We start from the raw sequence: 23,509 nt of genomic DNA, 5'->3' as shown, positions 1-23,509 counted from the left end.
CGATTTGATTGTTCTGCTGTCAGAAATGCATCATTGCAGGACAACCGGCAGCGCCTTTGCACCCGATTGCAAACCAGCCATTGAAATGCGTGTATGCATACCAACATGCACGGCAACACCATCCTTCTTATCCTTCGCGAGGTCCCATGCCGTCACGCTTTACCATTGTTTTCGTGCTTTCCGTACTGGGCGCCTTGCACGCATGGATAGGCTGGCGCATCCTGCCTGCGCTTGGCATTGACGCTGCCTGGCAGGCGACCGGCGCCTTGCTGCTGGTGCTGTCCTATCTGCTGATACCGGCCGGCTTGTTGTCGCGCGGAATCAAACAACAGCCCTTGTCGGATCGCCTGGCCTGGATCGGCATGCTGGTCATGGGACTGTTCTCGTCCTTGCTGCTGCTGACCATCGTGCGCGAAATCGGTTTGCTGGTGTTGTCGCTGATCGGTGCGTTGACACCTGAGGTAGCCGGAAGCACCGCCTGGGCCGTCATCGGCTGCGCGCTGTTGTTGACGGTAGTGGGCTATATCAACGCCCGCCGTCTGGCCGCCGTGGTCGACATCGATGTACCGATCAAAGGGCTGTCGCCCGCGCTGGAAGGTTTCACCATCGTGCAGATCAGCGACATTCACGTCGGTCCCACCATCAAGCGCCGCTATCTGCGCGCCATCGTCGACAAGGTCAACTCGCTGAAGGCCGACATGATCGCCATCACCGGCGATCTGGTTGACGGCAGCGTGCAGCAGTTGTCCGAACACACGGCGCCGCTGGAGCAGTTGCGTGCGCGTCACGGTGCTTACTTCGTCACGGGCAATCATGAGTATTACTCCAATGCGCATGCCTGGATCGAAGAGGTGCGGCGTCTCGGCCTGACCGTGCTGATGAACGAGCACGTGGTGCTGCAGCATCATGGCGCGCCGCTGGTGCTGGCGGGCGTGACCGATTTCACTGCGCATCATTTCGACGAGAAACATCGCAGCGATCCGCATGCGGCGATTCGCAATGCGCCGGTCAGTGCGACCAAAGTTTTATTGGCGCATCAGCCGCGGTCCGCTGCTGCGGCGGCGGATGCGGGGTTTGATTTGCAGTTGTCGGGGCATACCCATGGCGGGCAGTTTTTTCCGTGGAATTTCTTTGTGCCGTTGCAGCAGCCTTATGTGGCGGGCTTGAATCGCTTGAAGGATTTGTGGGTGTACACCAGCCGTGGGACGGGATATTGGGGGCCGCCTAAGAGGTTGTTGGCGCCTTCGGAGATTACGAGGTTGAGGTTGGTGCAGGCTTGATGGGTTTGTTAGTTGTTCCGACTGACTTCGTGATGTAGCTGATTCTGTTTTTTCTTCGATTAGCCTTTGCCCGGGGGCGGCCCGGCAGCCGCTCACTTTTCTTGCTCCGCCAAGAAAAGTGAGCAAAAGAAGGGTTGGAGCACTGCTCCAACACAACGGGATCCAACCCCTTCGGGACACCCGGCGCTGCGAAGCAAAAAATGGGAAGGGAAAACAACTCGCTTCACTCAGACATTTTTCCCTTCATTTTCCATTTTTCGCATCGCATCACTGGCTGGCTCCAAGCGCAACTGCCGAACCGGCTCGCTTCGCTTTGCCGGAGGGCTTGCCTTCAGCATCGTGTTTCAGGTACCGGAGATGCTACAGATATCGCCTCTATTTTTTAACTCCGTCGTCCCAGCGTCGTAAATACCTCCGCTTCACCTTCCACCTCAAAGATACAAAGCCTCCTGCTTTCGCTGCGCCCGCCTGATCGCCTGCGGCGGATAACCGAATACGCGCAGAAACGCGCGGCGCATGCGTTCCGGGTCGTCGAAACCGACGGCACGGGCGATGTTTTCCAGTGATTCTTCTCCGGCTTCCACACGCGGACGCGCCGCTTCTGCACGCAGCTTTTCAATCGCCTTGGCTGGCGTCTGCCCGGTCTCCGCGCTGAAAGCGCGGTCGAACTGGCGGCGGCTCAGGCAGGCGATTTCCGCCAGACGATCTGCACTCAATGATTCGTGCAGGTGGTTGCGCGCATAGCTCAGGGTTTCGCGGATGCGGCCTGATGGCGGATCCATTTCCAGCAGGTTGGAAAATTGCGACTGGCCGCCCGGACGACGGTGATACACCACCAGTTCGCGGGCGACGGCGCGCGCCAGTTCTACGCCCAGGTCTTCTTCGATCAAGGCCAGCGCCAGGTCGATGCCGGCGGAGATGCCGGCCGAGGTCCAGACGTTGCCGTCTTTGATGAAGATCTTGTCGCTGTCGACTTGCACCGCAGGGTGCATGCGTTGCAGGCGTGTCGCCATGCGCCAGTGTGTCGTGGCGCGCTTGCCGTCGAGCAGGCCGGCGGCGGCGAGGACGAAGGCGCCGGTGCAGACGCTGGCGACGCGGCGGGCCTGGCCTGCGGCGTGGCGAGTGTAGTCCAGCAAGCTTGCCGAGAGAACGCCTTCACGCGGTCCGGCGCCGCCGGCGATGATCAGGGTGTCGAAGGCGCTGCGGTCCAGCGGATGGGTGACGACCGCCGTGCCCGAGGCGCTCTCCAGCATGCCGCCTTGTTCCGACATCACGCGCAACTGATAGGGGCGGGAAGCGCCGGAGCGTTCTTCGCTGAGCCGGTTGGCGACGTCGAAGGCGGTCAGCGGCCCGGTGAAGTCGAGCAGGCTGCAATCGAGGAAGAGTAAAAAACCGATCTTGCGCATGGCAGTTTGTCCAAAAAGGATGATTGTCCAAAAACGAGGTTTTTATGTCATTTTGGACGCATGGTGGCACGGCACACTCTGGGTGTCAAATCACCACGGAGTCGCATCATGAACACAGCAGCGCGAGTTACGGCCGACGGACTTGCCGCCCGCAAGGACAGCCATCGCTGGAAAATTCTCGGCATCGGCGTGCTGGCCAACGCCAGCTTTTCCGCCGCCTTCGCCGGCATTCCCGTCACAGCCATTTTCATGCGTGCCGATTATCGGCTCGACAACACGCAGCTCGGTCTGGCGCTGGGGTCGCTCGGTCTCGGCGTGGCGGTGAGCGAATTGCCGTGGGGCGTGCTGACTGACCGCTGGGGCGACCGCAAGGTCTTGCTGTGCGGACTCATCACCACGGCGCTGGCGCTGGCGGCGATGGCTTTGTTCGCCGCGCCCGGCATCGATGGCATACCGCCGATGTGGCAACTGGCGCTGGGTTTGCTGACGGTCGGCTTGCTCGGCGGCAGCGTCAACGGCTCCAGCGGACGCGCGGTGATGGGCTGGTTTCGCGAAGGTGAACGCGGCTTGGCCATGAGCATCCGCCAGACTGCGGTGCCGGTCGGGGGCGGTATCGGCGCCGTGGTATTGCCGGCGCTGGCATCAGCGCACGGCTTTGCTGCGGTGTATGGATTGCTGGCGCTGTTCTGTTTGCTGAGCGCCGCCATGGCGTGGGTGTGGCTGCATGAGCCGCCTGCTGTTGCAGCCGGGACGGGAACGCATGCTCTGGCACAGACGCGCAGCGCCTTGCGCGACATCAAGGTGTGGCGCGTGGCGATGGCGATCGGGATTTTATGTTTTCCACAGGTGTCGGTGCTGACGTTTGCGACGATCTTTTTACATGACGTCGGCCACGCCGGGTTGACGCTGATCAGTGCGACCATGGCGGCGATCCAGATCGGTGCGGCGGTGATGCGGGTCTGGAGCGGACGTTGGACCGACCGTCACGGCAATCGCCGCAGTTATCTGCGTACCTGCAGCGCGCTCAGCGTGATTTTGTTCATCGGACTGGGCATGCTGGCGGCGCTTGCTCCGCATGACTGGCCGCAATGGATATTGGCACTCGTCGTGCTGATGCTTATTGCCGGAGGAGTTTGTGCATCGGCCTGGCATGGCGTGGCGTATACCGAACTGGCGACCCTGGCCGGTGCGCATCAGGTCGGCACGGCGCTGGGGCTGGGCAACACCTGCGTGTTCCTGGTGTTCTTCCTGACTGCACAGGCCATACCGGTTTTGCTGGCCTGGCAATCGTGGGCGGCGGTGTGGCTTGCCGGTGCGGTTGGCGCGTTGATCGCGTGGCCGATTTTCCTGAGGCCGGCGCGGTGATGCCGATGAACGCAGAAAGAAGCAGATTGATGCGGGCCGATGCGAGTTGATGTAATAATCGTCCACTTGAGCCACTTCTCCTTCTTGCCATGGATCGTCTGAGCGACATGCGACTGTTTCTGAGCGCGGCTTCCGCCGGCAGCTTTTCCGCCGCCGGGCGCAAGGCCGGTCTGTCGCCGGCAGCTTCAAGCGCAGCCATGCAAAGGCTGGAGCAGTCGCTCGGCGTCAAGCTATTTGAGCGCACTACGCGCCAGTTGAGGCTGACGGAAGAAGGGCGGCTATATCAGTACTACTGCCAGCAAGCCATCGACGCCATCACCGAAGCGGAACATCAACTGCAGGCCGGCAAGCAGCTGGTGCAAGGCACGGTGCGTATCTCGGCGCCGTCGGATCTGGGGCGCAATCTGCTGCAGGACTATCTGTTGGATTTCTCGCAGCAATATCCGGACGTGCGTTTCGTACTATCGCTGACCGACTCGCATGCCAATCTGGTGCTTGATGACGTCGACGTCGCCATCCGTTACGGCAAGCTGGCCGACAGCAGCATGGTTGCGCGGACGTTGGCGCCGAATCGCCGCGTGATTTGCGTGGCGCCGGCTTGCGATGACCGTTTTGATCCCTTGACGGAGTTGCCGCAACTGGCGCAACGGCCGGCATTGGTGCTGACGACCTCGGCCGGGCCGATGAACGTCTGGCAGTTCCAGAGCGGCAAGCGTGTCGAATCCATCCAGCTCGATCACTACCACGAGACCAACGACGGCGAGATCCTGCGCAAGTGGGCGGTACAGGGACGCGGTTACGCCTATAAGTCCGCGCTCGACATCGTCGATGACGTACGCGCAGCACGCTTGCGCATCGTGCTGCCCGACAAGCTGTCGGCGCCGGTGCCGCTGCATGCGCTGTATCACCGCAACAAGCACCAGCCGCCGCGCGTCAAGCTGCTGCTGGATTTCCTGCAGGAGCGTTTCGCTGCCCAGTCCGCGGGACTCGAAGAGCTGGGCATCGCGTTCTAAGCGATCGGCGAATAGTCGCTGTAGTCGCTATAGCCGCGCTGATCGCCGCCGAACAAGGTCGCGCCATCGAGATCGGCCAGCGCCAGATTCTCCTGCAGGCGTCTCGGCAAATCCGGATTGGCGACGAAAGGCCGGCCGAAAGCCACCAGGTCGGCCAGTCCATCGGCCAATATCTTGCCTGCGCGTTCCTTGTCATAGCGTCCGGCGACCACGATGCGTCCCGAGTAGGCGGCGCGCAGCTTGTGGCGGAAGTCTTCGGGAATCGTCGGCGCGTCGTCCCAGTCGGCTTCCGACAGATGGATGTAGGCGACCTTGAGCTTTTCCAGTTCACCGGCAGCGTAGAGGATGGTGTCGACGATTTCCGGATCGGCCATGTCCTTGAAGGTGATGTAAGGAGCGAGTCGCACACCGACGCGTTCAGCGCCGATTTCCTTGATCACTGCCGTCACCGCTTCGCGCAAAAAGCGTACGCGGTTGTCGACGCTGCCGCCGTATTGATCGGTGCGATGGTTGGATACCGTGCGCAGGAACTGGTCGATCAGGTAGCCATTGCCGCCATGGAATTCGATGCCGTCAAAACCGGCTTTCATCGCATTGGCAGCGGCTTGCCGGAAGTCTTCTACGATGTCGCCGATTTCCGCCACCGTCAGTTCACGCGGCATCGAGGTATCGATCATGCGGCCGACGCCATCGTCGCCCACGATCCACACTTGCGTGCCGCGCGGCTGGATCGCCGACGGCGCCACCGGCGCAGCGCCGTTGTGGAATACCGTATGCGACACACGGCCGACGTGCCACAGCTGCACGAAGATGTGTCCGCCCTTGGCATGCACGGCATCGGTGACCAGCTTCCAGCCGGCGATTTGCTCTGGCGTATGAATGCCCGGCGTGAAGGAGTAGCCCTGGCCTTGCGCAGAGATCTGCGTCGCCTCGCTCACAATCAGGCCCGCCGCTGCGCGCTGGGCGTAGTACTCGGCCATCATACGGTTAGGGATATTGCCCGGCTGCGTGGTGCGGGCGCGTGTCATCGGCGCCATCACGATACGGTTCGACAGATGGGACTCACCCAGTTGCAATGGTGAAAACAGGGTCGAGTCTTTCAATGGTGTGGTGTTGGTCATTACAGTAATCCTCCGCCTTCGATATCAATCACGGCGCCGCTGACGAAGCCGTTTTCCATGGCAAGCATGTATGCCTGCGCTACATCCTGCGGCGTGCCGACGCGGCCCACCGGCAGACTCTGACCGATGCGGGCCATCGCCGCCACGCGCGATTCTGCGCCGGCTTCGCCCCACAACTCCGTATCAATGACGCCCGGGCTGACGACGTTCACGCGGCGCGGCGCCAGTTCCTTCGCGAGGGTTTTTGCGGTTGCTTCCACCGCCGCGTTCAGCGTGCTCTTGAGCAAACCGCCGGGGCCGAACTTGCGCGACAGCAGGCCGGAGGTCAGCGTCACCGAGGCCTTGGGCATCAGGTAGGGCAGCGCCGCCTGGATCGCAAACAGCGAACCGAACAGCTTGACGTTGAAAGCCAGTTCCAGTTCATCGCGCTTGAGATCGGTCAGCTTGGGCGAGCCGACGCGGGCGCCGGCGGTCAGCACCAGATGATCGATCTTGCCGATGGCGGCGAAGGCTTGTACGAGGGCGGCGTTGTCGGTGACGTCCGCGGCGATCGCGGCAATACCGGGCAGATTGTCGCCGGCTTTCGCCGAACGGCCGATGACGGTGACGAAGGCGCCGCGTTGTGCCGCTTCTTTGGCGACTTCGCGGCCGATGCCGGAAGTACCGCCGATGACGACGACTTGCTGCTTGTTCAGTGAAGAGTCGGACATAGTAGTCTTTCAGTAGATGAGTAATGTGCTTCTGTTCTTATTGCTGGATGACGCCGAGTTGCTGCATCAGCGTCAGGTTGTCTTCCAAGTGCCAGTTCTCGGCGATCTTGCCGTCCTGGATGCGGTACAGGTCGTGGGCTTGAAAATCGATGGCTTGCCCTTTGCCTTGCAGCGTGCCGAACACACCGGTGAAGTGACCATGAAAGCGCAGATGCACTGCGACGCGATCACCGGCTACCGTCATGTCCTGCACTTCCGCGCTCAGATCGGGCACTGCCTTGCGGAAACCGGCCGACGCCTGCAAGGGACCGTCGATACCTTGCGGACGTCCGGCAGGCAGCGTGCGGTCAATGAAGGACGGGCTCAGCGCTTGTTGCGCCAACCGGGCATCGCCGGTATTCCAGAATGCTGCATAACGGCGCGCTGCCAGTACGCGGGCATCGGCGGCGCTTCCCGCCGGCGCGTCGATGGCGATGTGCTGCGGTGTCGGTAAATTGTTTTCGGCAGCCTGGGCAAGAGGTACATTCATCAGCGTCGCGGCCAGGCCGGTCAGCGTCAGGGCGCGTGTCCATTTCTTGTTGTTCATGGTATTTCTCCGGGTATCAAGGAAGTGAATGCATTGTCGGCTGCGGCGGCTTGATTGAGAATGTGTCCGGCGCTTGAATCATCTTCTTGATATTTTTGAAGATGGGCGAATTGCTCGTCCGGATCACTCCGTTTTTTGATCTTTAGACGACTGGTCTAATTTTTGGGTAAAATAGCCGGATCATGAGAGATACCTACGCCGAAACCAAACTCGCCATCCTGCTTGCAGGACGGGGCCTTATCGCCAAGAAAGGCTTTACCGGCGTGGGTTTGAGCGAGCTGCTGGCGGCAGCCGACATTCCGAAGGGCTCGTTCTACCATTACTTCGGTTCCAAGGAAGGCTATGGCAAGGAGCTGATTGAGCAATATGTTGCGGATTACCTGCAACTGATCGACAAGATTTTTACCTCCAGCGAGGGCAATGCCCGCGAGCGTTTGCTGACGTACTGGGGGCACTGGATCGAGACGCAATGCTGCGAGATGACCGAGCATAAATGTCTCGTGGTCAAACTCAGCGCAGAGGTGGCGGATCTGTCCGAAGACATGCGGGTCGCCTTGCATGAAGGTACGCAAGCCTTCATGGCGCGCATCGCCGGCCTGATTCAGGAGGGCGTCGATGAAGGTTCCCTGCACACCGCGCTGGAACCGGCCAAGACGGCGCAGATGCTGTATCAGCTGTGGCTGGGCGCGAGCCTGCTCAGCAAGCTGAGCAAGGGCCGCGACGCACTTGAAGGCGCCATGGATGTCACGAGACGCGTACTGGTTGCACCCTGAAGCCAGAGTCGCATCGCCCATTGAAATTTGAACGCAAGCACTGCTGACATGGTGGTCGGCAGGGACTCACTTTTTCCAAAGGAAAGCATCATGCCGCAATCCGCCACACAGTCTTCTACGGTCAATCGCCGCATCGTCCTGGCGTCGCGCCCTGCCGCCGCCCCCACGCCAGAGAATTTCCGCATCGAAGAAGTCGCCGTGCCGACGCCGGCAGCAGGGCAATTCCTGTTGCGCGCGGACTATCTCTCGCTTGATCCCTACATGCGCGGCCGCATGAGCGACGCGCCATCGTATGCACCCTGTGTCGAAATCGGCGGCGTCATGACCGGCGGCACTGTGTCGCGCGTGGTGGCGTCGCAGCATCCCGACTATCAGGAAGGCGACCTGGTGATGGCCTACACCGGCTGGCAGGACTATGCCTTGTCGGACGGCACCGGGGCCACCAAGCTGGACAAGAACATGCCGCGTCCATCGTACGCGCTCGGCCTGTTCGGCATGCCGGGATTCACCGCCTACGCGGGCTTGCTCGACATCGGTCAGCCTAAAGAAGGCGAGACCGTCGTCGTTGCTGCGGCAACCGGCGCAGTCGGCTCCGTGGTCGGACAAATCGCCAGGCTCAAGGGTTGCCGCGTGATCGGCATCGCCGGGGGCGCCGAGAAATGCCGCTACGCCGTGGAAGAACTCGGCTTCGACGCCTGCATCGATCACCGCAGCGACGACTTGCCGCAACAGCTCAAGGATGCCTGCCCGCAAGGTATCGACGTCTATTTTGAAAACGTCGGCGGCAAGGTGTTCGAAGCCGTACTGCCGCTGCTCAACGTGCATGCGCGCGTGCCGCTGTGCGGCCTGATCGCGCAATACAGCGGCGTCGCGCCGAATGCAGCTTTGCTCGCCACGTTGCCGCGCAACCTGCTGACCAGGCGCATCCGCATGCAGGGCTTCATTATTTTCGATTACTACCAGCGCGCCGGTTATTTCGCTGAGTTCTTCAAGGACATGAGTGCCTGGGTCGCCGCCGGCAAGATCAAGTATCGCGAAGACGTGGTGCAAGGTCTGGAGAATGCGCCGCAAGCCTTCATGGGCATGCTGGAAGGCAAGAACTTCGGCAAGCTCGTGGTGCAGATCGCCTAGTTCATATCGTTTCATTATTTTTGCAGCTTATTTCAGTCGCCCGTTTCAGGGCGTCAGCAAGGACACAGCATGATTCCGTTTTCCGTACTCGATCTGTCGCCGATCAATCAGGGCAGCACCGCTGCGCAAGCTTTCCACAACAGCAAGGAGCTGGCACAGAAGGCTGAAGCGCTCGGCTACAACCGCTACTGGCTGGCCGAACACCACAACATGACCGGCATCGCCAGCGCGGCGACCTCGGTGGTAATCTCGCATATCGCCGCCAATACCAGGACCATCCGCGTCGGCGCCGGCGGCATCATGTTGCCCAACCATTCGCCGCTGGTGATTGCCGAACAGTTCGGCACACTGGAGTCGCTCTATCCGGGCCGTATCGATCTCGGCCTGGGCCGCGCGCCGGGTTCCGATCAACGTACCGCGCGCGCCTTGCGCCGCCATCTTGCCGACAGCGCCGATACCTTCCCGCAAGATGTAGTGGAACTGCAGGAATATTTCAAGGAGGCCTCGCCCTATCAGGCCGTGCGCGCCGTGCCGGGCTACGGTCTGAACGTGCCGCTGTGGCTGCTCGGCTCCAGCATGTTCAGCGCGCAGCTGGCGGCGGAACTGGGCTTGCCGTTTGCCTTTGCATCGCACTTCGCACCAGGCTTCATGAAGTCGGCGATCGAGATCTACCGCAGCCGCTTCAAGCCATCGGAAGCGCTGGCGCGTCCGCACGTCATGCTCGGCCTGAACGTCTTCGCCGCCGAGACTGACCGTGAAGGTGAGCGCCTGTTCACTTCGCTGCAACAGCAGTTCGTCAATCTGGTGCGCGGCGTGCCGGGGCAACTGAATCCACCGCGCGAAACCATGGAAGACTACTGGCGTCCGGAAGAAAAATCCCATGTCGAGCGCTCTCTGTCCTGCGCCATCGTCGGCTCGCCGGAGACTGTGCGCGAAGGATTGCAGAACTTCATCGACGACACCGGCGCCGATGAGCTGATGATCACCGCACAGATCTACGATCATGCCGCGCGTTTGCGTTCGTTTGAAATTGTGGCGGAAGCGCGCGAGGCTTTGACGCCGAAAGTGCCGACGCTGGAGTTTTGAAGCGGGGAAAAGTTTGAAGTGCAGGGAAGCAGGAGACAAAAATAAAGGCCGGTCCATGAAAATGGCCCGGCCTTTTCATTTAACGATGAACGCTCATTCCATACCGAGCATGCGGGCCAGGCTGTTGGCCGATTTTTCGCTGACCAGATGGATGCGTTGTTCCAGCACCAGCAAGTGTTCTTCCATGGCGGCGATGGCACCGGCGACGTCGCCTTGTTCGATGAAGTCGACGATGCTGGTGTGTTCGTCATGTTCGCAGGCGGCGTAGCCCGCCGGTTCATGCAAGGCCACGATCAGCGAGCAGCGTGAAATCAGTTCGCTCAGATAGCGTTGCAGGATGGGGTTGCGCGACAACTCCGCTACGCGCAGGTGGAAGGCCGAGGCCAGCCGCGCCCAGTCGGTCTGTGCATAGTCGTGCATGGCGGCGTGTTCTTCCTTGAGCTGGCGGCGCAGCTTGGTCAGGTCGGACTTGGTGGCGTTCTTGACGGCCAGCGCCAGCACGGCGGATTCCAGCGAACGGCGCGCTTCGAAGATTTCACGGGTTTCTTCCGGCGTCGGCATGGCGACGATGGCGCCACGGTTGGGACGCAGTTCGACAATGTGTTCGTGCGCGAGTTTTTGCAGCGCCTTTTGCACCACCGTGCGACCGACGCCGAACAGTTCGCACAGCGCAGCTTCCGGCAGTTTGGTGCCGGGCGTCAGGCGCTGGCTCATCACGCTGGCGAAGACGGTCTGGTAGATGCGCTGGATGATATCGTCGCCGTCGTCGCCATTTACGCCGGCGGAAGCATCCGCCAGCGCGTCATGGCGCACCTTGGGACGGCCGGTGCGGGCCGCAGGTTTGGATGTCGGTTTGGGCCTTGCTGTGGCTTTTTTGCCTGTGCTGCGAAGAGAAATATCGTTCATCGTTTTCTGCAATATGCTGCGAATTTTTCTGCGAGAGACTGGCGGACATCTATGTCTGCAAGCGTTGCCACAAGGCCGTCGCCAGCCGAATCAACGCCAGGTCGCTGCCTGCCGGGCCCAGCAATGATACGCCGATCGGCAGCCCTGCGTCTGTAGCAAACGGCAGGCTGACCTGCGGCAGGCCCGCCAGTCCGGCGATGCACGTGATGCGGAAGGTGCGCGTGCGGACCTGATCGACTTCCGCGCCGGTGGCCGTCAGCAGCGGCGCTACGCTGGCCGCAGACGGGATGATCGCTACGCCGTCCGGACCAAGGAAGTTGCTGACTTGTCTCGCAATCTCTTGCCGGCGTTGCGCCGCCTGTGAGGCAGCGTTGGCGCTGATGCCGGCGGCGGTCCGCCAGCGTGCGGCAACGGCAGGGCCGAAGTCAGGTTGATTTTCCGAGATCCACTTGCCGTGCACTTGCCAGCCATCAAAGGCGGAGGCGGTGACATAGGTCTGGCGCCAGCTTTCCAGCGTGTCGGCATCGGCCAGCGTGCAGCGCGTGCGCGCGCCGTCGAAAGCGCCGAATACCTTCTCCGCCTTCTCGTGGAAGACTTCGTCGGCCTGTGCCAGCACGTCAGTCAGCAGGAGGGCGCGTTTGAAGTCATGCGATGGCGCCGGCAGCAAGGCTTTGCCCACGCGTTCGAAGACGTCCGCATCCTGCGCAAACCACGTGGCGGTATCGAAGGATGGTTGCAGCGGCACCATGGCCGTGCGCGGCAGCAGGCCGTGCGTGGTGCGCAAGCCCCACACGCCGCAGTAACTGGCCGGCACGCGCGTCGAGCCGCCGGTATCGGTGCCGAGCGCGAAGTCGCACAGCCCGGCCGCCACTGCGGCGACAGATCCGCTCGACGAACCGCCCGGCACACGGTCCGGCGCGCGGGTATTGATTGGCGTGCCGTAATGGACATTGTCGCCGTGGATGCTGTAGGCAAGTTCGTCGGTGATGGTCTTGCCGACCAGCGTGGCGCCGGCGGCCAGCAAGGTCGTGACGACAGGGCTGCTGGTGTGCGGCACCGGATGCGTAGCCAGCCATGCCGGGTTGCCGGCCCCGGTAGGATGGCCGGCGACGTCAAACACATCCTTGACCGCAAAGCGCAGGCCGCTCAGCGGCCCTTGCGGCGAGCCGGCGACGACGAAGTGGCCATGCGGCACCCAGGCGCGGGCATAGTCTTCGTGGGCCTGCCGGGCTTGAGCGGATTGAGCAGGTTGAGTGGAGGCAGATGTCTTCATGCGATTACCCCTGCACCAGCGACACGGCGGGTTCCGCTTTCAGGACTTCGAGTCCGTCGACGTGCTCGCAGATTGCGCCCGGCGTGGTGAACCAGACGTCACCCTTGTCGCGTGCCTGCGCAATGTGTTCCAGCGCGCGGCGCAGATGGCGCAGGCGGTAAGGCTGGCCGACCAGGTAGGGATGCAGGGCGATACCCATCACCAGCGGCTGCTTGCGCGATTGATCAAGCATTTCGTCGAAGTTGTCGATGATGAGTTGCGCGAAGTCCTTGCCGTCCATCTGACGCGCCACGATCATCGGGATGTCGTTGACCTCCTGCGGATAGGGAATCGACCACAGCGTCTTGCCGCTGCGCGTCTGCATGTGCGTCGGCTGATCGTCGTGGCACCAGTTGAGGTTATAGCGATAGCCGCTTTCCAGCAGCAGGTCGGGCGTGGCGACGGTTTCCGAAATCCACGGCGACAGCCAGCCGGTCGGCGCCTGGCCGCTGTGCTGCTGCATGCGCTCGCGGCAATGTTGCAGCAATGCCAGTTCGGCCGCTTCATCCAGTACGCCTTGCTGATGCGCGTTGGTGTGGCCATGGCCGATCAGCTCGTCGCCGCGCGCAACGAAGGCAGCAATCAGTTCCGGGCAATGGTCGTAGAGCGCCGTGTTGGCCAGCACACCGGCCGGCAAGCCGAGGCTGTCGAACAGTTCGAGGCAGCGCCAGGCGCCGACGCGGTTGCCGTATTCGCGCCAGGCGTAGTTGAGCACGTCGGGTTCCGAACCGGCCGGACCGAGCCGTGCGCCCAGGCCTTCGCCGAAGGCAAAGTGTTCGATGTTGAAGCCCAGGTAGACCGCGAGTCCGGCCCCGTTGGGCCAGCGGTAATGCGGACGTTGCGTGATGGCGGAGTAGCCGAAGCGGCCGTGGGCCGGCAGGGCGCCGAAGGCATCCCGGTCGTTCGATGATGGTGCATTCCCGGTCGCGCTGTGCATCATTTTGTTCATCTCTTTCCACTTTCTGCACATTGTCTGTGCATTATTGATTTCAATAGCTGATGGTTATTTGCATCAATAAAGTGAAGTTATTGCTGGTAATACTAAATACATATTGTCGGCAAAAACTAAATTTTATTGTGGCAGTTGGCATAGCCCTTGCATAAGTCATGCCGGGAAACACGCAAAACCAACGACCTCAGTGATCAACGCAGTATTCAATCAACTAATCAAGTTCCGGGAGAGCCACCATGATTCGTTTCAACCGCCGCACCATCCTCGCCAGCGCCATTGCCGCACTGGCAGCAGTCACCCTGTCGCCGCTGGCGATGGCCGCCGACAACATCAAGATCGGCCTGGTCACGGCCTTGTCCGGCCAGTCGGCGCAATCGGGCGAAGCGATCACGCGCGGTCTGACGATCGCCATCGACGAGATCAACGCCAAGGGCGGCCTGCTCGGCGGCCGCAAGCTGGAGCTGGTGCGCCGCGACGATGAAGGCAATCCGGCCAAGGGCGTGGTGGCGGCGCGCGAACTGATCTTCAAGGAAAAAGTGGCGGTGGTTTTCGGCGGTCTCGATACACCGGTATCGATGGCGATTGTGCCGATCATCAATGCAGAGAAAGTGCCGTTCATGGGGCCGTGGGCGGCCGGCACCGGCGTCACCAGGAATGGCGCCAATCCGAACTACGCCTTTCGCGTCTCGGCCGTGGATGAACTGGTCGACAAAGCCATGCTGACCTACGCACAGAAGACCTTCAAGACCACCAAGGCCGGTCTGATCCTGGTCAACAACCCATGGGGCGAATCGAATGAGAAGGGCATCGTCGCCGCCCTCGCGGAGAAGTCGATGAAGCCGGCCGGCATCGAAAAGTTCGAAGCCAATGATGTCGACATCGTGCCGCAACTGACGCGTCTGAAAGCCGCCGGCGCCGATACCTTGTTTTTGGTTGGTAACGTCGGCCCGTCGGCGCAGGTCGTGAAGTCGCTCGATCGCATGGGCTGGAAGGTGCCGGTGGTATCGCACTGGGGCCCGGCAGGCGGACGCTTTACCGAGCTGGCCGGACCGAATGCCAAGAACGTCCACTTCGTCCAGACCTTCAGCTTCTTCGGCAAGCTGTCGCCGGTCGGCGAAAAAGTGGTCAAGGACCTGAAGGCCAAGTATCCGAACATCAAGGGACCGGATGACATCACTCCGGCAGTCGGCGTCGCCAACGCCTATGACGGCATGCAACTGGCTGCACTGGCGATTGCCAAGGCCGGCTCCACCAACGGCGATGCGATCCGTGAAGGCTTCTACAAGATCGACCGCTACGAAGGCCTGATCAAGACCTACGTCAAACCGTTCTCGCCGACCGTGCATGACGGGTTGCAGGCCGATGACTACGTCTGGGCGCAGTTTATCGATAACAAGATTCTTCCCGTCGGCATGACCCAGTAAAAACTGGTGCAGGATCCTGCTGCGAAGCCGTCGCCGGCGGATGGCTTCTCGCTGCGGATCCTGAACTGGTTTTGGTGTAAGTAGTGAGCAGGACGATTTAGCTAAGAGAAATTTGGGGAGAGAAAGATGTTGCTGTTGTCGGCACTGATCAGCGGTCTGGGACTGGGCAGTATGTATGGCCTGATGGCGCTGGGTTTTTATATTACCTATGCGGTATCGGGCACGGTCAATTTTGCGCAGGGCAGTTCCATGATGCTGGGGGCCGTATTGTGTTTCACGTTCTCGCAGACGCTGGGCTGGCCGATGTGGTCGGCGATCTTGCTGGCGCTGGCCTTGTGCGCGCTGTATGGACTGGTGGTGGAAATCCTGGCCGTGCGCCCGTTCGCCAATCGCGGTTCCAACGCCTGGCTGATGTCGACGGTGGCACTGGGCATCGTGCTCGACAACCTCGTCATGCACACCTTCGGCAAAGAGCCGCGTAGCCTGCCGTCGCCGCTGGCGCTGTCGTCGATTGAAGTCGGCGGTGTTGGCCTCGGTGTGTATCCGCTGCAATTGCTGATCCCGGTAGTCGGTCTGTTGCTGGCCGCCGTCCTGCATCGCATTTCGCGCCGCACGCGCTGGGGCATCGCCATGCTGGCGGTGGTGCAGAACCGCGACGCTGCGCGACTGATGGGCATTCCCATCGTGCGCGCCATCGCGGTTGCCTTTGCCTTGTCGACGCTGCTGGCAGGGATCGCCGGCGTGCTGATCGCGCCGCTGTTCAACGTCAATGCCGACATGGGCACCTTGTTCGGACTGAAGGCATTCGCCGTCGCCATCCTCGGCGGCATTACCAGCGCCTGGGGTGTGATGATCGCCGGTCTGCTGTTCGGCATCGCCGAAGCGATGATCACTTCCACGCTCGGTTCCGGCTATACCCAGATCATCACTTTTGCGCTGGTGATCGTGGTGCTGGCAATTCGTCCCAACGGCCTGTTCGGCCGCGCACAGGTGAAAAAAGTATGATGACTACTCCTCCTTCTCCGGTTGTGGCAGCGGCGAAAAAAGCCGCCGCCGTATCGTCGTCGCCGCGTCGTTTGCTCGGTCTGGCTTCGCCGCTGCAGTTGTCGGTGGGCCTCGCAGCGTTTGTTGCGGTGTGCTGTCTGGCGCTGACCGTCAATAGTTATTATGTATTCGTGCTGACCGGCATCGCTCTGATGGCGATGGTCGGCATCGGCCTCAACGTCTTGCTCGGTCTGACCGGGCAGGTGTCGTTCGGGCATATCGGCTTCTACGCCATTGGTGCCTACACCGTGGCGATCCTCACCACCAAGTTCGGCGTCAGTTTCTGGATGGCGTGGCCGCTGGCGGCTTTGATCGCCGGTGCGCTGGGTGCTTTGCTGGCCTTGCCGGCGTTGCGCGTGAAGGGGCCCTATCTGGCGATGATCACGATCGCGTTCAGCTTCATCGTGCAGCACGCCATCATTGAAATGCGCGACCTCACCGGCGGCCAGAACGGCATCATGAGCATTGCCGCGCCCGGCTTCGGCGGCGTCGTACAGGGTGAGCGGGGCATCGCGTTACTGGCGATCTGCAGCGCCGCCGTGTTGCTCGCCGCATTTTGCTGGCTGGCGCGCGGCACCTGGGGCGCAGCGATGCGCGCCGTCAAGGACAGCGAAACCGCATCCGAATCCATCGGTCTCAATCCATTGGTGATCAAGACCGTTGCCTTCGCCGTCTCGGCCATGCTGGCCGGTCTTGCGGGCGGCTTGTTCGCGCCGCTGTCGACGTTCGTCACGCCGGACACTTTCGGCTTCATGCAATCGATTCTGTTCGTGCTGGTGGTCGTGGTGGGTGGAGCAGGTTCCACCATGGGGCCGCTGATCGGCGCGATCATCGTCGGCGTCTTGCCGGAATTGCTGTCCAGCCTGGAAGACTATCGCTTGCTGTTTTTCGGTGGCTTGCTGTTGCTGGTGTTGTGGATTGCGCCTGACGGCGTGATCGGCATGCTGCGCCAGCTTGCTCAAAAAATGGGCAGGAAGCCGGTTGCCGCGAATGATGTCATTACTCCTTCATTCGACGATGTACCGCATGCACCCGTGTTGTCGCAGCGCGATCGCCGTACTTTGCGCGCAGACGGCCTGACGATGATCTTTGGCGGCGTACGCGCGGTCGGCGATCTGAGTTTCGATGTGCCGGCTGCGGCCGTCACCAGTCTGATCGGTCCCAATGGGGCGGGCAAGACAACAGCGCTGAATATGCTGAGCGGTTTTTACAAACCGTCGCTGGGCGGCTTCTCGCTGCATGATAAAGCGCTCGCCGGTCTGCCTGCTTTCCGCATTGCACGTCATGGCGTGGCGCGCACCTATCAGACCTCGCAACTCTTTGGCACGCTGACGGTGGAAGACAATGTCGCGCTCGCCATGGGCAAGGGCAAGCTCGGCGGTCTGCTCAACGCCGGCCGTTTCAGCGCTGCGGCGATTCGCGAACGCAGCCGCCAGTTGCTGGCGTATTGCGGCTATGAAGGCGCGGTCGATATTCCATCCGCCGATCTCGCGCACGTCGACCGCCGTCTGGTGGAAATTGCGCGCGCACTGGCGACCGATCCCGATGTCCTGCTGCTGGACGAACCGGCTGCGGGCCTGTCGCGTGAAGACAAGGAAAAGCTGGCGCGCCTGCTGCAACGCATCGCCGCTGCCGGTATCAGCGTGGTGCTGGTGGAACACGACATGTCGCTGGTGATGGACATTTCGCATCGCATCGTGGTGCTCGATGCCGGCCAGCGTCTGGCACTCGGCACGCCGCAAGAGATCCAGGACAATCCCGCCGTACGCCAGGCGTATCTCGGCGAAGCGATGCAGGCCGAAGCGCGCATCCGCGGCAGCCGCTCCGGCAAGGAATTGCTCGGCGTCGGCGAACTGGTCACCGGCTACGGCGCGGAACCTGTCCTGCACGGCATCAACCTGCAGGTGAAACAGGGCGAGATGGTGGCGTTGCTGGGCGCCAACGGCGCCGGCAAGTCGACGCTGATGCGCGCATTGTCCGGCTTGCACCGGCCGGTGCGCGGCGGCATCCACGTCGGCGGCGTCAGCCTGATGCATCTGCGCGCCGAAGAGATCGTCAGACATGGCGTGGTGCTGGTGCCGGAAGGCCGCCAGGTGTTCCCGGAACTGAGCGTGCTGGACAACATCCGCCTCGGCGCCTTTCTTTATCCCAAGGACATGGATACGCGCGTGGAAGAAATGCTCACCCGTTTCCCGCGTCTGCGCGAGCGCCTGTATCATCGTGCAGGCCTGTTGTCCGGCGGCGAGCAGCAAATGCTGGCGGTGGCGCGCGGACTGATGTCGCGGCCGCGCATCCTGTTGCTCGATGAGCCGTCGCTTGGCCTCGCACCGAAGATAATCGCAGAATTGTTTGCCGCGCTGGATGCCTTGCGCGATGAAGACATGACGATCCTGCTGGTCGATCAGATGGCGGCGCTGGCGCTGGCATTGGCCGATCGCGCGTACGTCATCGAAGGCGGCCGCGTCGTCGCCGAAGGCAGCGCCGCAGAAATCGCCGCCAACGATGCGCTGGCAAAAGCCTATCTGGGCGCACACTGAAGAGACACTGAGAAAAACATGGAACACGAGATTAACCTGCCGGAAATCGTGGCCGAAGTCACGGCTGCCTTCGAGCGCTACGAATACGCGCTGGTCAGCAACGACCTCGCGATTCTGGACGAACTGTTCTGGAACAGTCCGCACACTTTGCGCTACGGCGCCACCGAAAACCTGATTGGTTACGATACCATTCAGGCTTTCCGCAACAGTCGCTCGCCCAAGAATCTGGCACGCGACTTGCGTCAGACCGTGATCACCACGTATGGCAGCGACTACGCCACCGCCAACACTGAATTCACCAAAGCCGGTGAAGCGCGCGTCGGTCGCCAGAGCCATACCTGGCTGCGCTTGCCGCAAGGCTGGCGGATCGTGGCGGCGCACGTGTCGTGGATGGACAATTAAGCCACACTAAGACAAGAACATCAGGAGTCCGAAACTATGTTGTACAGCAAGACTTGCATCGGTGGCATGGTCACCGCACCTCATCATCTCGCTGCTCAGGCAGGCGCCGCCGTATTGCGCGAAGGCGGCAATGCGGTTGAAGCCATGGTGGCTGCCGCTGCCGCCATCGCCGTGGTTTATCCGCACATGAACGGCATCGGGGGCGACGGCTTCTGGGTCATCAGCGAACCCGGCCGCGATCCGGTGGCGGTGCAAGCCTGCGGCCAGTCGGCTGCGCTGGCGACCAAAGATTTCTACGCGCAACATGGCGACGCCGCGATTCCGACGCGCGGCCCGCGCGCAGCGCTGACCGTGGCCGGCGCTGTCGGCGGCTGGGCGGCGGCACTGGATGTCGCCAAGGGCTGGGGCAAGAGTTTGCCGGTGTCGCGCCTGCTGGCCGACGCCATTCATCACGCGACTGCCGGCGTGCCGGTGACGCGTTCGCAGGCCGAACTGACCCACGACAAGTGGGACGAACTCAAGGATCAGCCCGGCTTTGCCGAGACCTACGCGGCACAGGGCGCGCCGAAACTGGGCGATATTCTGAAGCAGCCTGCGCTGGCGGCAACCCTGTCGCGTCTGGCCGAAGCCGGTCTCGACGATTACTATCGCGGCGATCTGGCGCAGAAGCTGGCCGCCGGTCTGGAGCAAGCCGGCAGCCCGTTGCGCGCCGCCGACCTGGCGGCCTATCGCGCGCAAGTGGTCAAGCCGCTGATGGTGCAGATGAAGTCCGGCAGCATCTACAACCTGCCGCCGCCGACACAGGGCGTGTCGGCATTGATGATCCTTGGTCTGTTCGATCGCCTGGGCGTAACACAGGCGCAGGCCGACGGCTTTGAACACATCCACGGTCTGGTCGAGGCGACCAAGCGCGCCTTCATCCTGCGCAACAAATACGTGACCGACACGGCGCACATGTCCGTCAATGCCGCCGACTGGCTGCTGGCCGAGGCATTGGATCGTGAGGCCAAACAGATCGACATGCAGCGTGCCGCGCCGTGGCCGCACGTGCCGAAGCCGGGCGACACCATCTGGATGGGCGCCGCCGATGCACAGGGCCGGGTGGTCAGCTATATACAGAGCATTTTCTGGGAGTTCGGCAGCGGTGTGGTGCCGCCCGGCACTGGTGTGGTGTGGCAAAACCGGGGCGCCAGCTTTACGCTGGACGATGGCGCCAATCAACTGCAACCGGGCAAGCTGCCTTTCCACACGCTCAATCCGTCGCTGGCGCGTCTCAAAGACGGCCGCACGCTTGCCTATGGCACCATGGGTGGCGAAGGCCAGCCACAGACGCAGGCTGCGGTGTACAGCCGCCATATCCTGTTCGGACAAAACATGCAGGCAGCCGTCAGTGCGCCGCGCTGGTTGCTGGGACGCACCTGGGGTGCCGCATCCACCAATCTGAAGCTGGAAGGGCGGGTGCCGGAGCATGTGGTCGATGCACTGAAACGTGCCGGCCATGACGTCGAAATCGTCGCCGACTACACCGACATGATGGGTCATGCCGGCGCCGTGTGCGTCCATCCGGGCGGCTTGATCGAAGGCGCTACCGACCCGCGCGCCGACGGAATTTGCGCCGGCGTCTGAATTCGGCGGCCAGACTGTTGTTTTCCTGAAAATCGCCCGCGATGCCGGGCGATTTCCATTTCGGGCCTGTTTACAGGGGGCGGCGCAATGGAGCGCGCATTCCGGGCGGTATGGAGTAATGACGAGTTGCTTATAGAAAATTGTCAAAAAGACATTTTCTATTTTGGCAACAAATCATTTATTGCTCCAACTACAATTCAGCAGCTAATATTTCGTTGTCCCTTACAAAAAACAACGAACTTTCCGGGACGTTCTGGCAAGATCCGCGTGATTGCGTCATTGCCTCCGGAATAATGTCGAATAGCAGCTGGAGTCACCTTGAGCATAAAGAAAATCACGTCGACGTTGAGCCTTTCATCATGGGTCACCATCGGCGTGGTGCTGTCGGTGCTGATTACCACGACGTCGGTGTTGATTCTGGTTGACCAATTTACCCGCAGTTACGCCCGCCGCGAGGCGGAAGCCAGGCTGAACCAACTGGCCTGGCAGATGCAGGATGCGCTCGACCGCAGCATGGCCGAACGCTATATCGACGTCAAAATCCTGGCGCAGCGCCCCTCGGTGCGCGAAGCCAAAGATCCTGCGCGCATGCGCGCCGTCTTCAACGATCTCCAGAAGAACGTTCCCAATTACGCCTGGATCGGCTTCGCCACGCCGGACGGTAATGTCCTGGCCGCCGCCAACGGCATGCTGGAAAACCAGAGCGTCGCACAGCGCCCCTGGTTCCAGCGGGCGCAGAAGGAATTCTTCGTCGGCGACTACCATCCCGCCGTGCTACTGGAAAAGAAGCTGCCGGTCATGAGCGACCCCTGGCGCTTTGTCGACATCGCCACGCCGATCATGGGACCGGACGGGCAGTTTCAGGGCGTGCTCGGCATCCACCTGAGCTGGACCTGGGCGCGCGACCTCGCCAAGAAATTGCTTAATCCCGCCAACGACCGTTATGACGTCGAGATCATGATCGTGCGTGAAGACGGCACGGTGTTGCTCGGTCCCAAGGAGCTGGAAGAAAAGAAGATCGCCACCGACAGCTTCAAAGCGTCATTGCGATTGCCATCGGGTTCCATGCGCGAAATCAGCGAAACCGGCGAGCCTTATCTGACCGGCTTTGCGCGCACCGGCCTCAACAGCGAATACACCGACATGAAATGGACCGTACTGGTGCGCCAGCCGGAGCAGGTCGCGATGTCCGGCTTCAAGGAGCTGGAACGCCAGGTGCTGTTCGTCGGCTGTCTGGTGGGCGTGTTGCTGATGCTGCTGGCCTTCTTCCTCACGCGCCGCCTGGTCTCGCCGATGAATGCGCTGAGCGCCGCGCTGGAGCGGCGTGCGAGCGGTGCGCAGGATGTTCATATTCCCATCGTCAGCACCTATTACGAAATCCAGCTGCTGTCGTCGACGCTGTCGGCCATGGTGCAGCGTGAAGAAAACTATCTGCGCGAAGTGCGTTCGCTCAACGAAGGTCTGGAACAGCGCGTCGAGGACCGCACCAGCCGCCTGCATGAAACCGCTATCGCGCTCCAGCAGTCGCTGGACAACCAGCGCGAGAATCAGATCAAGCTGGAAGAAAGCGAAAACGAACTGCGCGCCATTCTGCAAAACGCCCATGACGCTTTCATCGCCATTGATGAAGAAGGGCTGGTGGTGGAATGGAATCGCCAGGCCGAACAGCTGCTCGGCTGGTCGCGTAAGGAAGCCTACGGCCATGAACTGGCCCAGATGATCGTGCCGCCGGAACAGCGCGAAATGCACCGCCGCGGCATGAAGCATTTCCTCGCCACCGGCGAAGGCGTGGTGATCAACAACCGCATCGAAATCAATGCGTTGCGCCGCGACGGCAAGGAGTTGCCGGTGGAAATGACGGTCGGCTACGTGCAGCGCCGCACCGGCCATCTGTTCATCGCCTTCCTGCACGACATCACCGATCGCCAGGCCTTCCGCAACTCGCTGCAGGAAATGGCGCTGACCGACATCCTGACCGGCCTCCCGAATCGCCGCGCGTTTACGCAAAAACTCCCGGAAGCGATGGCGCGCGCCGTCCGCGAGCCGCAGCAGATGGGCTTGCTGTTCATGGATATCGACGGCTTCAAGGGCGTCAACGACAAATACGGCCATGAAGCCGGCGATGAATTGCTGGTGCAGTTTGCCGAGCGCCTGATTGACTCCGTGCGCGAAGTCGATACCGTGGCGCGCCTGGCCGGCGATGAATTCACCGTGATTCTCGAACGCCTGCACAGCGTTGCTGATGCGACTGCGGTTGCGGAAAAAATCCTGCTGACGATGCGCCGGCCCTTCATCCTCAAGGCGGCGACCGTCAACGTCTCCAGCAGCATCGGTGTGGCCATCTACGACCCGGGCCAGCACACCACGCAGGACAGTCTGGTGGCGCACGCCGACAAGGCCATGTACGCCGCCAAGAAGGCCGGCAAGAACCGGGTTGAGTGGAGCACCGAGGAAAACACCGCTTGAGCCGCGCAATGCCGTTCAGGCAAACCGGCCTCCATCTGTAAAATTCATCGTCGTCCCAGCGAACGCTGGGAACCAGTGGCGTGACAACCACCGATACGACGCGGGGTCCTGACTTTCGTCAGGACGACGGAGGTACGAGTTTTTGCAGACGTCGCTCACCTGGCTGCCGTGTTTTTATAACCGGCCGAAACTCGGACCGCTGCGCTGAAACCTTCCAGCACCTCTCTTCGCGCCATCATCTCCGCCGCCAGTCTCGTCATTCCCGCCGTCGCTCGTCGCTGCCCGGCGGATCGCGTCCTGCCGTCCGTTTGTTTACACAAAATTTATACCGTCCGCCGATAGTTTTATCCGGATTTGATGCCCTTCCCA

The 23,509-nt window shown here is 61.6% G+C and carries 19 protein-coding genes; 12 read left to right on the top strand and 7 right to left on the bottom strand.

The features are described from left to right. The first annotated feature begins 146 nt into the window (after nt 1-146). Nucleotides 147-1,280: a metallophosphoesterase gene (locus tag AC1RN6_RS03815; RefSeq protein ID WP_493003142.1), complete on the top strand. Its 1,134-nt coding sequence runs from the start codon at nt 147-149 to the stop codon at nt 1,278-1,280. Between the two features lie 431 nt (nt 1,281-1,711). On the opposite strand, the gene AC1RN6_RS03810 is transcribed toward AC1RN6_RS03815, so the two are convergent. Continuing rightward, on the bottom strand, nt 1,712-2,686 hold the full coding sequence (locus AC1RN6_RS03810; RefSeq protein WP_493003141.1) for a GlxA family transcriptional regulator: 975 nt from the start codon (nt 2,684-2,686) through the stop codon (nt 1,712-1,714). 108 nt (nt 2,687-2,794) lie between these two features. On the opposite strand from AC1RN6_RS03810, the gene AC1RN6_RS03805 reads away from it, so the two are divergent. Together AC1RN6_RS03805 and AC1RN6_RS03800 are read left to right on the top strand one after the other, a co-directional pair. After that, nucleotides 2,795-4,051 carry an MFS transporter gene (locus AC1RN6_RS03805; protein ID WP_493003139.1) on the top strand — a complete coding sequence of 419 codons (1,257 nt, stop codon included), beginning with the start codon at nt 2,795-2,797 and terminating at the stop codon, nt 4,049-4,051. A gap of 107 nt (nt 4,052-4,158) precedes the next feature. Then, the gene (locus AC1RN6_RS03800; RefSeq protein WP_493003137.1) at nt 4,159-5,064 is read left to right on the top strand and encodes a LysR family transcriptional regulator; all 906 of its coding nucleotides are present in this window, start codon (nt 4,159-4,161) and stop codon (nt 5,062-5,064) included. On the opposite strand, the gene AC1RN6_RS03795 is transcribed toward AC1RN6_RS03800, so the two are convergent. The 3 genes from AC1RN6_RS03795 to AC1RN6_RS03785 are packed head-to-tail and all read right to left on the bottom strand — an operon-like array spanning nt 5,061 to nt 7,481. Further along, entirely contained in the window at nt 5,061-6,185 is a 1,125-nt protein-coding gene (locus AC1RN6_RS03795) for an alkene reductase (RefSeq protein ID WP_493003136.1), read from the bottom strand. The genes AC1RN6_RS03800 and AC1RN6_RS03795 overlap by 4 nt on opposite strands. Further along, complete coding sequence (locus AC1RN6_RS03790; protein ID WP_493003135.1) at nt 6,185-6,895, bottom strand: SDR family oxidoreductase; 711 nt, start codon at nt 6,893-6,895, stop codon at nt 6,185-6,187. The genes AC1RN6_RS03795 and AC1RN6_RS03790 overlap by 1 nt, the downstream gene beginning before the upstream one ends. 37 nt (nt 6,896-6,932) lie before the next feature. After that, entirely contained in the window at nt 6,933-7,481 is a 549-nt protein-coding gene (locus AC1RN6_RS03785; protein ID WP_493003133.1) for an ester cyclase, read from the bottom strand. 182 nt (nt 7,482-7,663) lie between these two features. On the opposite strand from AC1RN6_RS03785, the gene AC1RN6_RS03780 reads away from it, so the two are divergent. The 3 genes from AC1RN6_RS03780 to AC1RN6_RS03770 all read left to right on the top strand — a co-directional run bounded on the left by AC1RN6_RS03780 (nt 7,664) and on the right by AC1RN6_RS03770 (nt 10,471). After that, nucleotides 7,664-8,254: a TetR/AcrR family transcriptional regulator gene (locus tag AC1RN6_RS03780; protein ID WP_493003132.1), complete on the top strand. Its 591-nt coding sequence runs from the start codon at nt 7,664-7,666 to the stop codon at nt 8,252-8,254. Nucleotides 8,255-8,344: 90 nt separating this feature from the next. Next, a complete protein-coding gene (curA, locus tag AC1RN6_RS03775) occupies nt 8,345-9,385 on the top strand; it encodes an NADPH-dependent curcumin/dihydrocurcumin reductase (RefSeq protein WP_493003130.1) in 1,041 nt (346 codons plus the stop codon). A 69-nt stretch (nt 9,386-9,454) separates the two neighbouring features. Further along, nucleotides 9,455-10,471: an LLM class flavin-dependent oxidoreductase gene (locus tag AC1RN6_RS03770; RefSeq protein WP_493003128.1), complete on the top strand. Its 1,017-nt coding sequence runs from the start codon at nt 9,455-9,457 to the stop codon at nt 10,469-10,471. 93 nt (nt 10,472-10,564) lie between these two features. Here AC1RN6_RS03770 and AC1RN6_RS03765 read toward each other — a convergent pair whose 3' ends face one another. The 3 genes from AC1RN6_RS03765 to AC1RN6_RS03755 are packed head-to-tail and all read right to left on the bottom strand — an operon-like array spanning nt 10,565 to nt 13,629. Then, nucleotides 10,565-11,377, bottom strand: a complete 813-nt coding sequence (locus tag AC1RN6_RS03765) for a GntR family transcriptional regulator (protein ID WP_493003126.1) — start codon at nt 11,375-11,377, stop codon at nt 10,565-10,567. A gap of 49 nt (nt 11,378-11,426) precedes the next feature. Next, a complete protein-coding gene (locus AC1RN6_RS03760; RefSeq protein WP_493003124.1) occupies nt 11,427-12,650 on the bottom strand; it encodes an amidase in 1,224 nt (407 codons plus the stop codon). Nucleotides 12,651-12,654: 4 nt separating this feature from the next. Next, entirely contained in the window at nt 12,655-13,629 is a 975-nt protein-coding gene (locus AC1RN6_RS03755) for a polysaccharide deacetylase family protein (protein WP_493003509.1), read from the bottom strand. Nucleotides 13,630-13,877: 248 nt separating this feature from the next. Between AC1RN6_RS03755 and AC1RN6_RS03750 the strand changes: the two genes are divergently transcribed. From AC1RN6_RS03750 to AC1RN6_RS03725, 6 genes are all read left to right on the top strand, one after another. Beyond that, entirely contained in the window at nt 13,878-15,065 is a 1,188-nt protein-coding gene (locus tag AC1RN6_RS03750) for an ABC transporter substrate-binding protein (protein WP_493003122.1), read from the top strand. Between the two features lie 126 nt (nt 15,066-15,191). Further along, entirely contained in the window at nt 15,192-16,070 is an 879-nt protein-coding gene (locus AC1RN6_RS03745; RefSeq protein ID WP_493003121.1) for a branched-chain amino acid ABC transporter permease, read from the top strand. Next, nucleotides 16,067-18,646 (top strand): branched-chain amino acid ABC transporter ATP-binding protein/permease, encoded by a 2,580-nt coding sequence (locus tag AC1RN6_RS03740; RefSeq protein ID WP_493003119.1) that lies wholly within the window; start codon nt 16,067-16,069, stop codon nt 18,644-18,646. The genes AC1RN6_RS03745 and AC1RN6_RS03740 overlap by 4 nt, the downstream gene beginning before the upstream one ends. An 18-nt stretch (nt 18,647-18,664) precedes the next feature. After that, the gene (gene hpxZ, locus AC1RN6_RS03735; protein WP_493003117.1) at nt 18,665-19,048 is read left to right on the top strand and encodes an oxalurate catabolism protein HpxZ; all 384 of its coding nucleotides are present in this window, start codon (nt 18,665-18,667) and stop codon (nt 19,046-19,048) included. 36 nt (nt 19,049-19,084) lie between these two features. Further along, complete coding sequence (locus AC1RN6_RS03730) at nt 19,085-20,674, top strand: gamma-glutamyltransferase family protein (RefSeq protein WP_493003116.1); 1,590 nt, start codon at nt 19,085-19,087, stop codon at nt 20,672-20,674. A gap of 318 nt (nt 20,675-20,992) precedes the next feature. Further along, a complete protein-coding gene (locus AC1RN6_RS03725) occupies nt 20,993-23,140 on the top strand; it encodes a diguanylate cyclase domain-containing protein (RefSeq protein ID WP_493003115.1) in 2,148 nt (715 codons plus the stop codon). Nucleotides 23,141-23,509 lie beyond the last annotated feature (369 nt).

The sequence above is a fragment of the Herbaspirillum sp. GW822-FHT03A08 genome, assembly GCF_058801885.1.
This window is presented reverse-complemented; position numbering and strand designations above follow the sequence as displayed.

Coding starts and splice junctions, on each gene's coding strand:
- AC1RN6_RS03745 (WP_493003121.1), top strand. CDS start 15,192: ATGTTGCTGTTGTCGGCACTGATCAGCGGTCTGGGACTGGGCAGTATG.
- AC1RN6_RS03810 (WP_493003141.1), bottom strand. CDS start 2,686: ATGCGCAAGATCGGTTTTTTACTCTTCCTCGATTGCAGCCTGCTCGAC.
- AC1RN6_RS03770 (WP_493003128.1), top strand. CDS start 9,455: ATGATTCCGTTTTCCGTACTCGATCTGTCGCCGATCAATCAGGGCAGC.
- AC1RN6_RS03780 (WP_493003132.1), top strand. CDS start 7,664: ATGAGAGATACCTACGCCGAAACCAAACTCGCCATCCTGCTTGCAGGA.
- AC1RN6_RS03795 (WP_493003136.1), bottom strand. CDS start 6,185: ATGACCAACACCACACCATTGAAAGACTCGACCCTGTTTTCACCATTG.
- AC1RN6_RS03765 (WP_493003126.1), bottom strand. CDS start 11,377: ATGAACGATATTTCTCTTCGCAGCACAGGCAAAAAAGCCACAGCAAGG.
- AC1RN6_RS03790 (WP_493003135.1), bottom strand. CDS start 6,895: ATGTCCGACTCTTCACTGAACAAGCAGCAAGTCGTCGTCATCGGCGGT.
- AC1RN6_RS03740 (WP_493003119.1), top strand. CDS start 16,067: ATGATGACTACTCCTCCTTCTCCGGTTGTGGCAGCGGCGAAAAAAGCC.
- AC1RN6_RS03755 (WP_493003509.1), bottom strand. CDS start 13,629: ATGATGCACAGCGCGACCGGGAATGCACCATCATCGAACGACCGGGAT.
- AC1RN6_RS03815 (WP_493003142.1), top strand. CDS start 147: ATGCCGTCACGCTTTACCATTGTTTTCGTGCTTTCCGTACTGGGCGCC.
- AC1RN6_RS03730 (WP_493003116.1), top strand. CDS start 19,085: ATGTTGTACAGCAAGACTTGCATCGGTGGCATGGTCACCGCACCTCAT.
- curA (WP_493003130.1), top strand. CDS start 8,345: ATGCCGCAATCCGCCACACAGTCTTCTACGGTCAATCGCCGCATCGTC.
- AC1RN6_RS03805 (WP_493003139.1), top strand. CDS start 2,795: ATGAACACAGCAGCGCGAGTTACGGCCGACGGACTTGCCGCCCGCAAG.
- AC1RN6_RS03750 (WP_493003122.1), top strand. CDS start 13,878: ATGATTCGTTTCAACCGCCGCACCATCCTCGCCAGCGCCATTGCCGCA.
- hpxZ (WP_493003117.1), top strand. CDS start 18,665: ATGGAACACGAGATTAACCTGCCGGAAATCGTGGCCGAAGTCACGGCT.
- AC1RN6_RS03800 (WP_493003137.1), top strand. CDS start 4,159: ATGCGACTGTTTCTGAGCGCGGCTTCCGCCGGCAGCTTTTCCGCCGCC.
- AC1RN6_RS03785 (WP_493003133.1), bottom strand. CDS start 7,481: ATGAACAACAAGAAATGGACACGCGCCCTGACGCTGACCGGCCTGGCC.
- AC1RN6_RS03760 (WP_493003124.1), bottom strand. CDS start 12,650: ATGAAGACATCTGCCTCCACTCAACCTGCTCAATCCGCTCAAGCCCGG.